This is a genomic window from Candidatus Planktophila sp. (genome assembly GCF_046070465.1).
GTDB lineage: Bacteria > Actinomycetota > Actinomycetes > Nanopelagicales > Nanopelagicaceae > Planktophila.
The window spans coordinates 1-14346 of sequence record NZ_JBJTMK010000169.1 but is presented as its reverse complement, the minus strand read 5'-3'; the positions used below and the strand labels follow the sequence as shown (position 1 = coordinate 14346).

Here is a 14346-nt window from a genome sequence, read left to right as displayed (position 1 = left end):
ACTTTGATTGAGTGCGCTATCGATCGCATTCGTGGCGGAGCGTCTACCGATTCCATACTCATTCTTACCTTTGGCCGCGAACGCGCCTCTGAAATTCGTGACGCAATTGTTGTGGCAGCCGGCGATACAGTTCAAGAGCCCGTCGCACGTACCTTCCATGCACTTGCATTCTCAATCTTGTCGATGACATCTGGCGATAACTTCCGTGAGACGGTTCTGATTTCAGGTGCTGAGCAAGAAGCATTTATCCGCACGCTGCTTGAAGGAAATATCGCGGACAACGTTTCTTGGTGGCCAGCCGATCTTCGAATGAATCCAGAGACCCAAGATCAAGGTGTCATGGGTGAGCCTCTACTTACTCAGGGATTCATTCGTGAACTCCGCGATTTAATGATGCGTGCTACCGAGCGCGGATTAACACCTTCTCAATTACGTGAAAAAGGTCAGCGTTTACAAGAGCGATTCTGGGCACCAGCTGCGCAGTTCTGGCAGCAGTATCTTGAAGTATCAGCAGGTATGGATACCGGTGCAGGGGACGCCAAGATGCGCATCGACCCATCAGAAATCATCAATGCTGCCATTGCGCATCTGAAGAGCAATCCAGAGTTGTTAGAGAACCTGCGTAAGCGATTTACAACAATCATGGTCGATGAATTTCATGAAACCGACCCAGCGCAACGTCGATTGCTCGAACTATTGATGGGCAATGACTTTGTGGCAGTGGTCGACCCAGCTTCCGCTGTCGGTCGCTTCCGTGGTTCTGATCCCGATGGCGTTGATACTTACCTTGAAAGCGTTATTCCGACGGCCACAACAATTTCACTACAGACCAATCATCGTGGCACTCCTACAAAGTTAGCAGTCGAACTCCGATCAGAGGCTGAAGAAGCTCAATACATCGCCTACAACATCAAGCGCGCACACCTTATTGAGGGCGTTGCGTATTCAGATATGGCAATCATCGTACGAGCCCATAACTCTGCAGCCACCGCAATTCGTCGAGCTCTCGGACAATCTTCAATTCCGGTAGCAGGCGATCGTGAGGCGATTGCATCCAATGCTGCGATTGCTCCATTCTTATTACTAGCTCGCGTTGCAGTTGGTATCGAAAACCTGTCACTTGATGTTTGTGAACGCCTGCTTCTCTCAGAATTCGGTGGCGCAACCTCTATTTCCTTGCGTCGAATTCGTACTGCACTGCTCAAAGCCCGCGATGAATCAACAGATACTCGTACCGGCACTCAAATGATTATCGATGCAATCGATAGTGGTGATATTCCTATCGAGGAATCTGCTGAACTCCGCCGAGTGCATGAACTTCTCGTTGCAGCTCGTGCAGCAATGCGCAAAAAGAGCGCATCAATTCATGATCTCCTGTGGGCGATTTGGTCGAAGGCGAAAAACGCTGAAAATGAGCTGATTTCTGAGAGCTGGCAACGTGCAGCGCTTCGCGGCGGTTCTCGCGGCGCCACTGCCGATCGCGACCTCGATGCCATGGTTCAGCTCTTTGATTCAGCTGCGCGACATATCGATCGCATGCCGGGGGCACATCCCAAGATATTCCTCAATGAAATCGCACAAGAAAATATCGTCTCCGACCTCATTACATCCAAAGGTGTCCGCCCTGATGTCGTAGAACTCTTAACTGTGCACTCAGCAAAGGGGCTTCAATTTAAACGAGTCTTTGTTGCAGGAATCCAAGAGGGAAGTTGGCCTAACCTCAAACAGCGCAGCACCTTGTTAGGTGCAGAACGATTAGTTGAACGCGAACGGCACGGCGAAGAGCTTGCTCAAGTTGCCCTCGATCTCATCACCGCACAATCTTTAGCAGAAGATGAGAGACGTTTATTCCATGTAGCTACCACGCGAGCATCAGACCAATTGCATATCACTGCAGTTACCAGAGAGGAAGATTCACCCTCACCATTCTTCTTGGAGGCAACAGAATCAGAAGATTTCACCTCACTCGAATTTAGTGATTCACGACCGCTGACAGCCAACGCTCTCGTCGCCTCACTTCGTCGTGCTCTCGCTACCGATAGGGGCGATCTCGCTGCAGGGTTGCTCGCCACTCTTTCAACATCAGATATCTCTGTTGCCCATCCCGATAATTGGCTCGGTGCACATCCTCTCTCTACCGATGCACCTCTCTTTGATGAAGGCCAGTTAGTACCAATATCTCCGAGCGCTGCTGAATCCTTTGAGACCTGTGGATTGAAGTGGCTGCTTGAGCGTAATGGCGGCTCGGATGGCGACTCAACAGCTCAGCTACTGGGCACTGTTATTCACGAATATGCCCGTATCAAGGCGCAAGATCCTTCCATCACGGACCAATATCTCTATGAATCCCTCGAGCAAGCCTGGCCACTGATTACCGAATCGACGGGATGGATTAGTAAGTTCCAATTGCAGCGAGCCCAGAAGATGCTCGAACGATTTGCGCGTTACCACCGCGATTCATCACGAGCTGTAGAAGGAGTCGAGCTGAAGTTTGACTTTGTACTTGGCCGTGCAAAGGTAAGTGGCTCTGTCGATCGCCTTGAGGTAGATAGCGATGGAAAGTTCTTTGTGGTCGATTTCAAGACCGGAAAAGCAATCAGCGCAAAAGAAGCTGCCGAAAATCTACAGCTTGCCTGCTACCAGCTCGCTGTTGTTCTCAATGGATTTGAAAAGAAGTTTGATGATCCACAGATTTCTGGGTCACATCTCGTCTTCTTGGGCCATGAAGCAAAGAGCGTCACAACGCGTGAACGTCCTCCGATTGTTGCCAGTGAGGTCACCGAGCACCTTGAGGAAATTGCAGAGAAGATGTCATCTCCAGTATTTATCGCAAAGAAGAATAACTTCTGTGGTTATTGCCCAGTCAAGAGCTCATGTCCGGTTCACCTTCAAGGAAGGTCGGTGATCGGATGAGTAATGCATATGTTGAGAAATTTTCGCCAGCTGATGTAGCGCGATTTATCCAACTCATCGATCCATCTTTCCCGTCGCCTAGTCAAGAACAATCACTCATCATTTCGATCCAATCCAATCCACTTGAACCTGCAGTGGTGATTGCAGGTGCAGGCTCTGGTAAGACAGAGACGATGGCAGCTCGTGTTGTTTACCTCGTCGCCAATGGATTTGTGCGCCCCGATCAAATTCTCGGTCTTACCTTTACTCGCAAAGCCGCTGGGGAACTCAACTTGCGCATCCGCAAACGCTTGGCACAGCTGGCGAAGGGTATGGAGAAAAGTGGCATAGCACGCCCATTTGCCAGCCTCGATACTTCTGTCACCACCTATCACTCTTACGCGGGACGCATCTTGTCCGAGCACTCCATTCGCTTAGGAATCGATGCAGATTCGCAGCCGCTAGGTGAAGCTGCGCTCTGGATGATGGCCAATCGCATCGTGCGCAATTGGGATAGCACTGGCTATAGCAATGAAAGCTCTGTAAAGACTGTGGTTGAAGATCTCATGGGGCTGACTTCTCAAGCACTCGAGCACCAAGTGTCAGGTGATCAGATAATTGACGAAGACAACAAGTTGTTATCGGAACTCTCGCGCATGAGCGGACCAACAAATCCGGGAGTGCGTGACGCAGCGATGGTTGCCTCCCAGCGCAGTGGTCTCGTTGCGATGATGGAGTCTTTCCTCGAACAGAGACGGACTAGTGGACAACTCTCCTTCGACGATCAAATAGCACTAGCAGCGAGAATTGCCCAATCATTCCCAGACGTCGGTGCTATCGAACGTGCAAAGTATCCAGTTGTCTTGCTTGATGAGTACCAAGACACATCACACTCACAAGTACGTTTACTTTCGACACTTTTTGGCGAAGGCCACCCCGTTACCGCAGTGGGCGATCCGTGCCAGAGTATCTATACCTGGCGCGGTGCAGCTGCAGGAACAATTGGCGCCTTTAATCAGTACTTCCCTAAAGGCGCAAAGTCCACCGGCGAGCTTCAATACAACTTATCTACCACCTATCGAAACGATAAAAATATCCTCGACGTTGCAAACATAATCTCTGAGAACGTGCGCAACAACGATGGCGTGACAGTGCTTCCGCTGCGCGAACGTTCAAATGCTGGCGCAGGCGATCTTGTCTGTGGAATCTTTGAAAACCTCGTAGCCGAAGCACAAGCGATCGCTGAGTACTTCACACCACTATGGCAGGCCAATGCAAAGGCTGAAAAGCCAAAAACTTTCGCCGTTCTTGTGCGCAAGAAGTCACAGATTTCTTATATCCAAGAGGCACTGACTGCTGCTTCAATTCCATCCGAAGTACTAGGTCTTGGTGGTCTCATCCATGTACCTGAGGTTGCAGATATCGTGGCACTTCTCAAGATTATTAATTCACCTGATGCGGGCGGTGCGCTCATGCGTCACCTGACAGGCCCGCGCATCAACCTTGGTCCCCGTGATATTGCAGCTCTTGGAAAATTCTCTCGCAGTCGTGCCAAGAGCGAAGGGTCAGATAACCGCACTCTCGTTCAGAACATCATCGCTGGAAATCCACTCACCGCAGATAATGACGACCAAATAGTCGGCTCATTAATCGATGCCCTCGATGAAATTGATACTGCGAATGCTCGAGATTTCTCACGTGCTGGCTACGCAAGACTGGCTCAGTTCTCAGCCGACCTACGACGTTTACGTTCACGCGCCTCTGGCGCGATCACCGACTTAATTGTAGAAATCGAGCGTTATCTCAATCTTGAGGCAGAAGTCATGCTGCGCGAAGAAGGTATTCACGGGCGACGACACCTTGATCGTTTCTTAGATGAGGCAAGTAAATTTGCTCGCTCTGGGGGAACTCTCAATAGTTTTATTCAATGGCTCGATGTCGCCAGCAGCGAAGAAGGTGGCCTCAAGGCAGGTGCGCCTGATGTTGATTCCAGTGTTGTTCAGATTCTTACAATCCATATGTCCAAAGGTGCTGAATGGGATGTTGTTGCTATCCCTGGATTGGCAGAGGGCACATTCCCTTCCAAGAGCTCTCAAAGCCCTGAAAACTGGGTCTTTAATGAACGATTCATCCCTTTTAACCTTCGCAGCGATGCCCACGTAGTGCCGCAACTCAATCTCTCACAAACTTCAACAAATGCAGATGCAAATAAAGTATTAGAGAAATATAAAGAAGACTGCGCGCTCTATCGCTACAGCGAGGAAATTCGCCTCGGCTATGTAGCGGTGACGCGGGCGAAGTCACATCTCTTTGCATCCACTTCTTATTGGGGAGAAGGCGTAAAGCCCTTGACACCATCAGTTCTTTATCGCAATGTAGAAGAAATCGCTCGCCGTTCCGGAACGGTAATCGATGAGTTAGAACCACCAGCATCTGATGCCCGTAATCCGCAGGAAGATTGTGAAATTACAGCTCAGTGGCCTCGCGATCCATTGGGCTCACGTCGTGCCAGCTTTAACGCTGCGATTGAGAAAGTTCGCCTCGCCAAGCCAATAAATCTTGAGCTGGATAGCTCTGATGAGATTGTGCAATCATGGTTGAGGGATGCCCAGGCGATTATTCAGGAGAGCATCGAGTATCGTAAATCTGCTCTCGAAATTCCGCGCCCTATGCGAATGTCTCCTTCGTCAATCATTGCTATGAAAAAAGACCCAGAGGAGTTCGCACGCAATGTTCGACGTCCTATGCCACGAGCGCGAGATGAATATTCATCTCGCGGCACCGCTTTCCACTTATGGATTGAAAAGCATCTTCGAGGAAATTCAATATTTGATGATGAAGACTTTGATCTTTTGCAGCCGATTGAAGAAGACTGCACCTTAGAAGAGTTGAAAGAGAAGTGGCTCGCATCTGATTGGGCTTCTCGCACGGCATTCGATGTTGAGGTTCCCTTCGAGACAGTGATTGCCGGGACCCTAGTGCGAGGCCGAATCGATGCAATTTACAAGACAGAGCAAGGCTTTGAGGTCGTGGACTGGAAGACGGGATCCAAGGTTCTCGATGAAGATTCAGCGATTCAGTTGGCCCTCTATCGTCTTGCTTGGGCGAAGTTATCTGACACAGATATCAATCACATCAGCGCCGCTTTTCATTACGTTCCAACAGGAGTCACAGACCGCCGGGCAAACCTCTTGAGCCTAGATCAACTCACTGCTCTTTTACGTTAATTAATAGCTACCGAAATCGGGCGATGATCGCTGACCGGTAAAACCGGTATCGCGACCTCCTTCAGTGAAGAAATATCTAAAGAATCTGCAAGGATGTAATCAAAGGAAATCTTAGGGTCCCATGATGGATAGGTGAGAGCAGTTGTCGCTCGCTTCCATCGAGTCACGGTGGTTGGAATTCCCCATGGAAGATTAAAATCACCTACGAGTAGAACACGCGTTGAGAATTCTCTCTCCACTTTCTTCGCCCACCGTGAAAGCTTCAATAATTGATAGATGTTAAAGAGCGGAACGAAAGAGAGATGTGTATTGATTACTGTCCAGCCATTCTCAAGAACTGCGGCAAGTGCCACACGCGGTTCATCTCGGACATAGAGCAGACGTAATTTCCCATTTTCTCCCGCAATAGCAAGTGGCATTCCAATCAGTGACTTGCCTAGTTCGAAACGCAACCAGTGACTCACGGGTTGATTTGAGATGAGGGCAATTCCATACGATGATTGTGATTGCCCAACATTTTCAGAGGTAATGACCTTCTGCTCCGTTGCTATTAATCGCCGCCACTTTTCGCCGGGAGTTCCCAAAATCGAAGGCGCAAAGCCCCACCATTGAGCGCCGATTTTCGATGCAATCTCTGCACACTGATTAGTACTGCCAGAACGCGGTAGGAGGTGATCGACTTCCTGAAGGGCTAATACATCTGTAGCAATCTCATTGAGGCTCGCCTCAAGTGGAGTCACGCCATCGACCGTTGCGGGATCGAGAGCCTGGCCATGCAGGAAATTCCACGAGGTGAGGCGCATGGGCTAAGGCTAGTAACCTCCACCTATGAGCGCGATTCCACAAAAGCCTTCCTTCATGGACCGTGCCGGCGAGCTGCGCTCACAACCGGAACGCCTGGCTCAACTCTGGCCATCTGCCGCAATCATCGAGGTCTGTAAGGGTCGAATTCGCAGCACATCCGAAGGTCCCACCTTCATTTCTCCCGAAGACGCTAAGGGGGGAGAGCGATATTTTCTTGGAATTGATCGCACAACCGAGACCGCCTACTTTGCTTGGGCATCGGGCAAGGTCGATAGTGAAGTGCAAGATTATTTAACGCTCCGCGAATTAGCCGGCGGTTTATCACCACTGCATCTTGAAGTTGTCATGCACGCAATTGCACTTTCCAATTGGCATGATGCACATCCGCATTGCCCACGTTGCGGTGCACCTACTCGAGTTGATCTCGCAGGTGCAGCTCGTATCTGCGATGTCGATCAGAGCCAACACCATCCTCGCACTGATCCTGCCGTCATCGTTCTTGTGCGCGATCGCGAAGATCGAATCTTGCTCGGCCATCAACCAGTCTGGCCAGATGGTCGCTTCTCTACCTTCGCAGGTTTTCTTGAACCGGGTGAAACCTTTGAACAATGCGTTGCTCGCGAAGTCTTTGAAGAGGCCGGTGTTCGATTATCTGAAATTTCCTATCTCGGTTCGCAACCGTGGCCTTTTCCAGCCAGTGTGATGATTGCATTCTCTGCAGTCACTGATGCGCCACACGAAGCGCGCCCTGATGGTGAAGAAATTACCGAGGTGAAGTGGTTCTCTCGTGAAGAGCTGAAGACCGCTGCTGAAAATGGTTCGCTCTTGCTTCCACCGATTGTCAGTGTTGCTCGCCGCATGATTGAGAGTTGGCTGGGAGAGACTTCACTCGATGCAACAAAGTTGGCGGCTGAGACATGGCGTTAGCTGCACAAGAAATTTTGGCGGCACTCGATGATGATCAGCGCTCGGTAGCCCTTGCAACTCGTGGTCCCGTCTGCGTCATTGCAGGTGCCGGCACCGGAAAGACTCGTGCTATTACACACCGGATTGCTTATGCTGCAGCTATCGGAACTATCGATCCGCAGAAGGTATTGGCGCTCACATTTACCGCTCGTGCTGCAGGAGAAATGCGCGCACGACTTCGCACACTTGGCGTTCCCACCGTTGCTGCCCGCACTGTGCACTCTGCAGCGCTCAAACAGCTGCTTTTCTTCTGGCCTACCGTCTTTGGTGGTCGCACGCCTGACTTAATTACATCAAAGGGCAGTTTTATCACTGAGGCGATTCGTCGCGCAGATCTGACTACTGAAATTTCAACGCACAATCGTGAACTTATGCGCGATATTGCGTCTGAAATTGAGTGGGCGAAAGTTTCACAAGTTGCACCGGAAGACTTTATTGATGAAATCTCTCAGCGGCTTATCAAGCCTCGTGTCAATGCAGAGCAGCTGGTTCAGCTCTACACGGCTTATGAATCCATCAAGAAGCAAGAGCTCGCAATCGACTTTGAGGATGTCCTTCTCTTAACGGCTGCAATGCTGGAGGAAGAGCGCGATGTCCGAGAACGGGTTCAAGATCAATACCGATATTTCACAGTTGATGAATATCAAGATATTTCGCCTGTACAACAACGATTGATTAATGCATGGCTTGGAACTCGTAATGACATTTGTGTTGTGGGAGATCCTGCTCAGACTATTTACTCCTTTGCCGGTGCAACGCCAGTTTTTCTCAATACATTTACACAACGCTTTCCAGATGCGCAGGTAATCCGTCTCAGCACCGGATACCGATCTACTCCTGAAATCACATTTGCCGCAAACTCAATCCTGCGAGCTGGCACGATGGGTCAAGAACTTGTGGCGATTAATAGCCATGGCAGCAAACCTTCTGTTCAGGGCTTTAAAGATGAACAATCAGAGATTGCTGGCATCCTCGGTGAAATCACAACTCTTCTTAGCCAAGGAATTCAACCGCAAGAGATTGCCGTACTTGCTCGCACTAATGCTCAACTCTCTGCGGTCGAGCGTGCGATGAATAAAGCCGGCATTCCATATCAAGTTCGCAACACAGAGCGCTTCTTCGATCGCACCGATGTCCGTGAATTCTTGAAGCAAGTACGTCAGGCCTCGGTAATCCCCGCTGAAGGCAGTGACTGGATAGATGAATTACGTGCGATTGCACAGCCATTTTTGACTGGAGAATCCATCGACGGCATTGCAGCGCTGCTGCACCTTGGTCGCGAGCTCCATGAGGATCCAGGTTTTGCTCCGAAGGTTCTTCGTGGCTATCTGCGTGAAGTTGAAGATCGGGTACAACAGAACAATCCACCAACAATGCCTGTAGTCACGCTGGCAACGCTGCACGCTGCCAAGGGTCTTGAGTGGGAACGCGTCTTTCTCATCGGTGCATCAGAGGGTATTTTGCCTCTGATGAATGCGGGCACCACCCTGACAGATGCAGTCATCGCAGAGGAGCGCCGTTTGTTCTACGTGGGCATGACACGTGCAAAGGCGGACCTTCACATCACCTATCGCGCTACACCATCACGTTTCTTAGCTGAATCCACGCTCATTTAACTGGTCACTCACCCGCAAATAAATTCCTTGCAAGTAACAAGACCAATCCTCTATCCTTACCGCTCTTACGTATTTTCGTAGGTCTCATCAGTTAAGTGAAAGGAAGAGCGAATGACACAGTCCCTCGTTCTTACAGCTGTTGTTGCAAACACAGCTGCACTTTCACATGCTCACACAACCTCAACCAATACACGCGATCACAAGCGCAATTGGCCCACAGCAACAAAGTCAGCGTTTTACGCCAACTTTTATGCAGTGGATGAGGCCACAGGAGCAACTATCGGCTAACCGATAATCGCCACTCAGGCCTCGTAAATCCACACAGGATTTATCGGGGCCATTTTTTTTACAAAAAACTAGATATTTCCCGCACACAATTCACAAAAACCGAGATAGAGAAAGAACAACAGGAGAAGAAAGGCAGGTGGAGACGATGACCGTTCTCTACAGCGAACTACAGGTAGCAGGTTGGGCAGAGCAATACATGGGCTTAGACGATGTGGCATTTACATCCGATAACGCCAAGGCCTTTACCTTGCCATGCCATAACGCTGACCCCGAGACCTTCTTCGCTGACTCTGATTGTGAGATTGCAGTCGCCAAGTCTCTATGTGGGGCTTGTCCGGTGAAGAGCGCTTGTCTAGAAGGGGCGCTCAATCGCGGCGAACCATGTGGCGTCTGGGGCGGGGAGTTACTTGAAGATGGCGTTGTCATTGCACGTAAGCGCCGTCCAGGTCGCCCACCCCGTCAGGTGATTGCTGCTTGAATATTTAACGATCACATCCGCAGAGTGGATGGCGAGCAATCGCCACCACCTGCGGCTCTGTGAGTTGCTGAAAGTTAATGTAGGCAACTTCGCCAATTCCAGTATTACGGCTCGACTGAAAATTCTCAGGGTCGCGCATGCGATCGATAAAGTGAAGTATCTGAGCTGCTGCTATAGCTGCAACGTAGTGAGCTGTTGCGGTAGGAAGTTCGTTGACTGAGTTAAGAGAAATTCTCTCAAGACGCGTATAACCAAAGTTGTCGATTTCATATAACGATAAGCAGCGAACACAGGGAGTCTCACCGGGAATCACCAGAGGTCCTGCAACTACCTCGTCTCCAATTGGTTGATGGATAACGAAGTGAGGCATGCGTTGATTGGACCACAGAACTAAATCTTCAGGTTCGCAATCTCCGTAGTGAACAATTAAAGCAGGCCGAGAGGTATCGAAATCATGTCGAGCCGATGGCTCAATGGGAAAGAGGGATAGGGCACGTCGCATACTTTCTGCAACGTCGTAATAGTTTGATCCCAGAGTTGAGTGTTCGATTACGCCAAAGCCAACATCGGTACTTTCAACCGTGGGCCGGTGATGTCTATCCGCAAAGCGAACACGGCTGACTCCACTTGCGAGCAGAATCGAATACAGCAATGTGATGACTCGAGATCGTCCAGATAAGACAATGGGGTAGAGCGAACGCGCAATCACAGTTGAGCTACCTCGATCGCTAGCACCATCGACCCATTCGGATTGCGCGAACTCAGGTTCGGCGCGATCTGCAAGATGGCGTGCTGCGATGTCATGTTCGTTGATGTGATCGAAGAATCTCTGCGGTGAAATGGAAACGTTCTGGTGGCGATTGAGAAATCCGCGAGCATCGAGCTCTTGAGTGAAGAGGGCAAGCTCAGCTGCAACTTCGGGCGAGAGGTGAGAAGTGGGGTCGATTCCCAGTGCGAACTCTTGAAGTGCAGTCCGATGATGTGCAGATGTGACGGCGACAACACGCCGTACCGTTCCAAGAAAATACCCGGTACCTGTTCGGCGATTGCGCATCAGAGAGCATCCACGGATGAGGGTAAAGCGAGTGTCTTGTGATGTGAGTGAGGTCATGCGCGATGATGAGCGTGAGCGCGCTTGTGATAGCGCGCGCGGTGCGATTCCTGTGGAATGAGCACTCACTTCTTCACTGAGTGTGGAGAAAAAGAAAACCTCCCGCACGAATGCGAGAGGTTTTCTTACGTTCTTGTCGTTGGGTGCTTACAGCGCCAAACGTCGTGCAATTAATTCCATTCAGACGCCAAAGCGTTGAATGAGGAAAGTGATTACTGTGCCTTACCGAGGATACGGTTGACCTTGGTACCGCAGACTGGGCAGATGCCCTGGGCCATGCGACGACCTGAGTCAGAGACCTTTACAGTTCCCTCGAAGTCACGCTTCTCCTTGCACTTAACGCAGTAAGCGTCACCCTTGTATGTCTCTGTCATGATTGCCTCCAATCGGCGTCTCCACTGATTGTGTGGCTACGCGTATTGGTTGAAACCATACTCCGCCCTACGCTCAAATACGCGTAAGTGAGCGGGAAAATCCAGTCCTATTTTTGAGGTTTTTCAGCTCGATTAGCCCTTCGTGCCGAGCTTTTTAAGCTCGACGGGGTCGAGCATTGCCCTTTCGGCCGCCTCCCAGCCATCCAGGTAGGCGCTGGCGAGCTCAGAATCCTCAAACCTGGCCAAGATATCGGTGAACTCACTGCCGTGGTCGCTCCATTGGAGGTGGATCGCCTCGTGGAAGAGGACATAGTCCAGCGCATAGGCGGGAGCAAGCTTGAGGCGGTCTGAGATACGGATAGTACGGTCGACGCTGGTGCATGAGCCCCAGCGCTCGCGCATAGGGCGCCATGAGACGCTGGCAGGGCGTGCGGTGATCTCGGGGGCGAGCTCGGTCAGAAGTTCGTCAATCCGGGAGGCCAGGGCGCTCTCGGTTGGCGTCTTAGCCTCTTCTCGTCCGCGGATGATGGCGATGAGCTCGGGGACAACTTGAGCTTCTTCAGCTTTACTCATCCTCGCTGGGAGCGAGATGACGATGCGACCGCCTTGGCGATAGGCCGAGGCGGATTTCTTGCGACGTGGAGAGCGGATTACGAGAATCTCGCCCTCTGAAATTCCAGGGAGAGTAGGTGCAAAATCTTCCTCAATCTCTCGACCTGTCATTGAGGAATTCTAACTACGAAATTTACTTTCGCTATTTGCACACTCGACAATTTCTGCGTACTTTGCGTCTACGAAGTCCTCGGATAACCGTTCGATATCTGCAAGGGGAAGGCAGATATTGGATGTGGCCCCGGGGACTTCGCTTTTTTATCCCTATAGTGAATTCAACAATTCTTACGCAAAGCCCTATGGCTTTGCCACAGAGCCTTTGCTTTCATGAATTGTTGAATTGGCAAAAGTAGGGATAAAACCTCTCAGTCAGTTAACCCTGAGAGGTCGTCGGGGATTTCAGTAGAGGCTAGGAAGAGATCGGGCGCGAGAAGTTCGGTGGCGCTAGGAAGAATTCCACTCCAGATGTGATCACGAGCAGATGTTCCTTTAAGTTCGCGCACACGGTTCCAGAAAGCGCTCGCTTCACGTGCAAGTTTTGGAGAGACTTCAAGTCCCAACATTGTTTTAAAGAGCTGCTGTGATGGTGCACTTGTTGCACGCTTGCGTCGATGTAGTTCGCGAAGTGCAGTGATAGAAGGAATGCGATCGCCTGCTGCAAGAGTTGCAACATCATCTGCCCAGCCATCAACAAGAGCGAGAACTGTCTCTAACTTTGATAGTGCTTGTCGCTGTGTTGCAGTCTCTTCTGGTGTAAAGATTCCAGAATCAAGTGAGATAGTGAAAGATTCCTCGCCCATTCCCTGCATTGCTTCTTCTGCCTGGCGCTGAATCGCTTCGAGATCAATGCGGATTCCTGCACCGTATTCAACGATTGCACTACGAATGTAAGAAACAATCCATGGATTGTGCTCAAAGAGGCGTGCAATAGCGCCTTCACGAAGGGCATGGAAGAGATAAATCTCAGTCTTAGGTAGCTCAGTATCTGCGCCCCATGCCTCGATATTTTCAGGGATCAATAGCGGGCGTGCAGGCTCAAGTACAGGAAGAGCAGCGTCATGGGCGCCGGTAGCAGTTGTTGCGATACCACCGATTGCTTGTCCTAACTGGGTGGCAATCATCGTGCCGATGAAAGAACGAAGTAGCCCTGCAATCGCACCAATCGGCGCAGTACCCATCTGCTCTTCATATTCACTTCCAGCAGAGTTCATCGCTTCATCAAGCAGGCGCGAGATTGCAGCGCTGAGACCACTTGCGAGTGGTTCCATGTTTGCCTGCCAACCAGGAAGAGTTTCATCAATCCAATCGAGGCGACTTATTGCACGTGGTGCAGATGATGAGGCCGCAGGAAAATCTGTTGCCTCATTCAGCCAGATATCTGCAATCTCACAGGCGTTATTTACTGCAGTAACATCATTGGTGCCAAGAGGTTGTGACCCTTGTGCTGTAACGAATTTCTTTCCGGTATCTCGAACCGGCGCTAGTGGAAGTGCTTCTGTAGCTCCCGCTCCCAATAAATTACTCAGGCCGGCAAGTGGAATTCCAGCGCCTGGGTTAATTCCAAGTTGCTCAAATTGCTGCTGAATCTGCTCTTGCATCTGCTTCATCATGGCTTCGAGGTTTTCGCGATTGGTGCGCTCGGCATCATCACCGTCATCTGGTGTAAATCCAAAAGCCATGGTTTCAACCCCACATCTCATATGAGCGATCTCGTATACGTGAATAGTAGAACACCGATAATCGGCACTTTCTTCCCGAGGGCACTACTCTATTTCTATGCAGGTTATTCTCTCGGCGCCACTGGCTGCTTCATCTGCCTTTACCGCCCTCATTTGGTGGTTGGTGCCACTGGCAGGCGTTATTGGCGCGCTGGGCTATGTTCTCTGGATAGCTCGATTTAAGAATAAATTTGAGAAAGGAACATCGCGCTCAGTAAATCAATTTGAGCGCTTTCAGAACTCGTTCCGCAATGATGATT

General features: G+C 50.5%; 12 protein-coding genes. 7 read left to right on the top strand and 5 right to left on the bottom strand.

Annotation, left to right across the window (positions count from 1 at the left end; all coding sequences use genetic code 11):
- Both ACKOVI_RS07195 and ACKOVI_RS07190 read left to right on the top strand, forming a co-directional pair.
- The coding region (locus ACKOVI_RS07195; protein WP_509603393.1) for an ATP-dependent helicase at window positions 1–2913 on the top strand (2913 nt) is incomplete at its 5' end.
- Window positions 2910–6119 carry an ATP-dependent helicase gene (locus ACKOVI_RS07190; RefSeq protein WP_509603392.1) on the top strand — a complete coding sequence of 1070 codons (3210 nt, stop codon included), beginning with the start codon at window positions 2910–2912 and terminating at the stop codon, window positions 6117–6119. The genes ACKOVI_RS07195 and ACKOVI_RS07190, both read left to right, overlap by 4 nt.
- Here the strand turns inward: ACKOVI_RS07190 and ACKOVI_RS07185 are convergent.
- A complete protein-coding gene (locus tag ACKOVI_RS07185; RefSeq protein WP_509603391.1) occupies window positions 6116–6922 on the bottom strand; it encodes an endonuclease/exonuclease/phosphatase family protein in 807 nt (268 codons plus the stop codon). The two genes, ACKOVI_RS07190 and ACKOVI_RS07185, sit on opposite strands and share 4 nt — an antisense overlap.
- 25 nt (window positions 6923–6947) lie before the next feature.
- Here ACKOVI_RS07185 and nudC point away from each other — a divergent pair, with 25 nt between their 5' ends.
- The 4 genes from nudC to ACKOVI_RS07165 all read left to right on the top strand — a co-directional run bounded on the left by nudC (window position 6948) and on the right by ACKOVI_RS07165 (window position 10271).
- Window positions 6948–7850 carry an NAD(+) diphosphatase gene (gene nudC, locus ACKOVI_RS07180; protein WP_509603390.1) on the top strand — a complete coding sequence of 301 codons (903 nt, stop codon included), beginning with the start codon at window positions 6948–6950 and terminating at the stop codon, window positions 7848–7850.
- Window positions 7841–9505, top strand: a complete 1665-nt coding sequence (locus ACKOVI_RS07175) for an ATP-dependent helicase (protein WP_509603389.1) — start codon at window positions 7841–7843, stop codon at window positions 9503–9505. The genes nudC and ACKOVI_RS07175 overlap by 10 nt, the downstream gene beginning before the upstream one ends.
- A 111-nt stretch (window positions 9506–9616) precedes the next feature.
- Complete coding sequence (locus tag ACKOVI_RS07170) at window positions 9617–9793, top strand: hypothetical protein (protein WP_509603388.1); 177 nt, start codon at window positions 9617–9619, stop codon at window positions 9791–9793.
- Window positions 9794–9938: 145 nt separating this feature from the next.
- The gene (locus tag ACKOVI_RS07165; RefSeq protein WP_509603387.1) at window positions 9939–10271 is read left to right on the top strand and encodes a WhiB family transcriptional regulator; all 333 of its coding nucleotides are present in this window, start codon (window positions 9939–9941) and stop codon (window positions 10269–10271) included.
- A 4-nt stretch (window positions 10272–10275) separates the two neighbouring features.
- Here the strand turns inward: ACKOVI_RS07165 and ACKOVI_RS07160 are convergent, their stop codons facing one another.
- The 4 genes from ACKOVI_RS07160 to ACKOVI_RS07145 all read right to left on the bottom strand — a co-directional run bounded on the left by ACKOVI_RS07160 (window position 10276) and on the right by ACKOVI_RS07145 (window position 14047).
- Entirely contained in the window at window positions 10276–11382 is a 1107-nt protein-coding gene (locus tag ACKOVI_RS07160) for a hypothetical protein (RefSeq protein ID WP_509603386.1), read from the bottom strand.
- A 212-nt stretch (window positions 11383–11594) separates the two neighbouring features.
- Window positions 11595–11756, bottom strand: coding sequence for a DUF5679 domain-containing protein (locus ACKOVI_RS07155; RefSeq protein ID WP_445849183.1), 162 nt, complete (start codon window positions 11754–11756; stop codon window positions 11595–11597).
- A gap of 132 nt (window positions 11757–11888) precedes the next feature.
- Entirely contained in the window at window positions 11889–12479 is a 591-nt protein-coding gene (locus ACKOVI_RS07150) for a M48 metallopeptidase family protein (RefSeq protein ID WP_509603385.1), read from the bottom strand.
- A 254-nt stretch (window positions 12480–12733) separates the two neighbouring features.
- Window positions 12734–14047, bottom strand: coding sequence for a zinc-dependent metalloprotease (locus tag ACKOVI_RS07145; RefSeq protein ID WP_509603384.1), 1314 nt, complete (start codon window positions 14045–14047; stop codon window positions 12734–12736).
- Window positions 14048–14144: 97 nt separating this feature from the next.
- On the opposite strand from ACKOVI_RS07145, the gene ACKOVI_RS07140 reads away from it, so the two are divergent.
- Window positions 14145–14346 (top strand): hypothetical protein (locus ACKOVI_RS07140; RefSeq protein WP_509603383.1); only part of this gene is annotated, 202 nt, incomplete at its 3' end.

Bases quoted from the DNA above. Each gene is read 5' to 3' on its own strand.
- ACKOVI_RS07190 (WP_509603392.1), top strand. From the start codon at position 2,910: ATGAGTAATGCATATGTTGAGAAATTTTCGCCAGCTGATGTAGCGCGA.
- ACKOVI_RS07185 (WP_509603391.1), bottom strand. From the start codon at position 6,922: ATGCGCCTCACCTCGTGGAATTTCCTGCATGGCCAGGCTCTCGATCCC.
- nudC (WP_509603390.1), top strand. From the start codon at position 6,948: ATGAGCGCGATTCCACAAAAGCCTTCCTTCATGGACCGTGCCGGCGAG.
- ACKOVI_RS07175 (WP_509603389.1), top strand. From the start codon at position 7,841: ATGGCGTTAGCTGCACAAGAAATTTTGGCGGCACTCGATGATGATCAG.
- ACKOVI_RS07170 (WP_509603388.1), top strand. From the start codon at position 9,617: ATGACACAGTCCCTCGTTCTTACAGCTGTTGTTGCAAACACAGCTGCA.
- ACKOVI_RS07165 (WP_509603387.1), top strand. From the start codon at position 9,939: ATGACCGTTCTCTACAGCGAACTACAGGTAGCAGGTTGGGCAGAGCAA.
- ACKOVI_RS07160 (WP_509603386.1), bottom strand. From the start codon at position 11,382: ATGACCTCACTCACATCACAAGACACTCGCTTTACCCTCATCCGTGGA.
- ACKOVI_RS07155 (WP_445849183.1), bottom strand. From the start codon at position 11,756: ATGACAGAGACATACAAGGGTGACGCTTACTGCGTTAAGTGCAAGGAG.
- ACKOVI_RS07150 (WP_509603385.1), bottom strand. From the start codon at position 12,479: ATGACAGGTCGAGAGATTGAGGAAGATTTTGCACCTACTCTCCCTGGA.
- ACKOVI_RS07145 (WP_509603384.1), bottom strand. From the start codon at position 14,047: ATGGCTTTTGGATTTACACCAGATGACGGTGATGATGCCGAGCGCACC.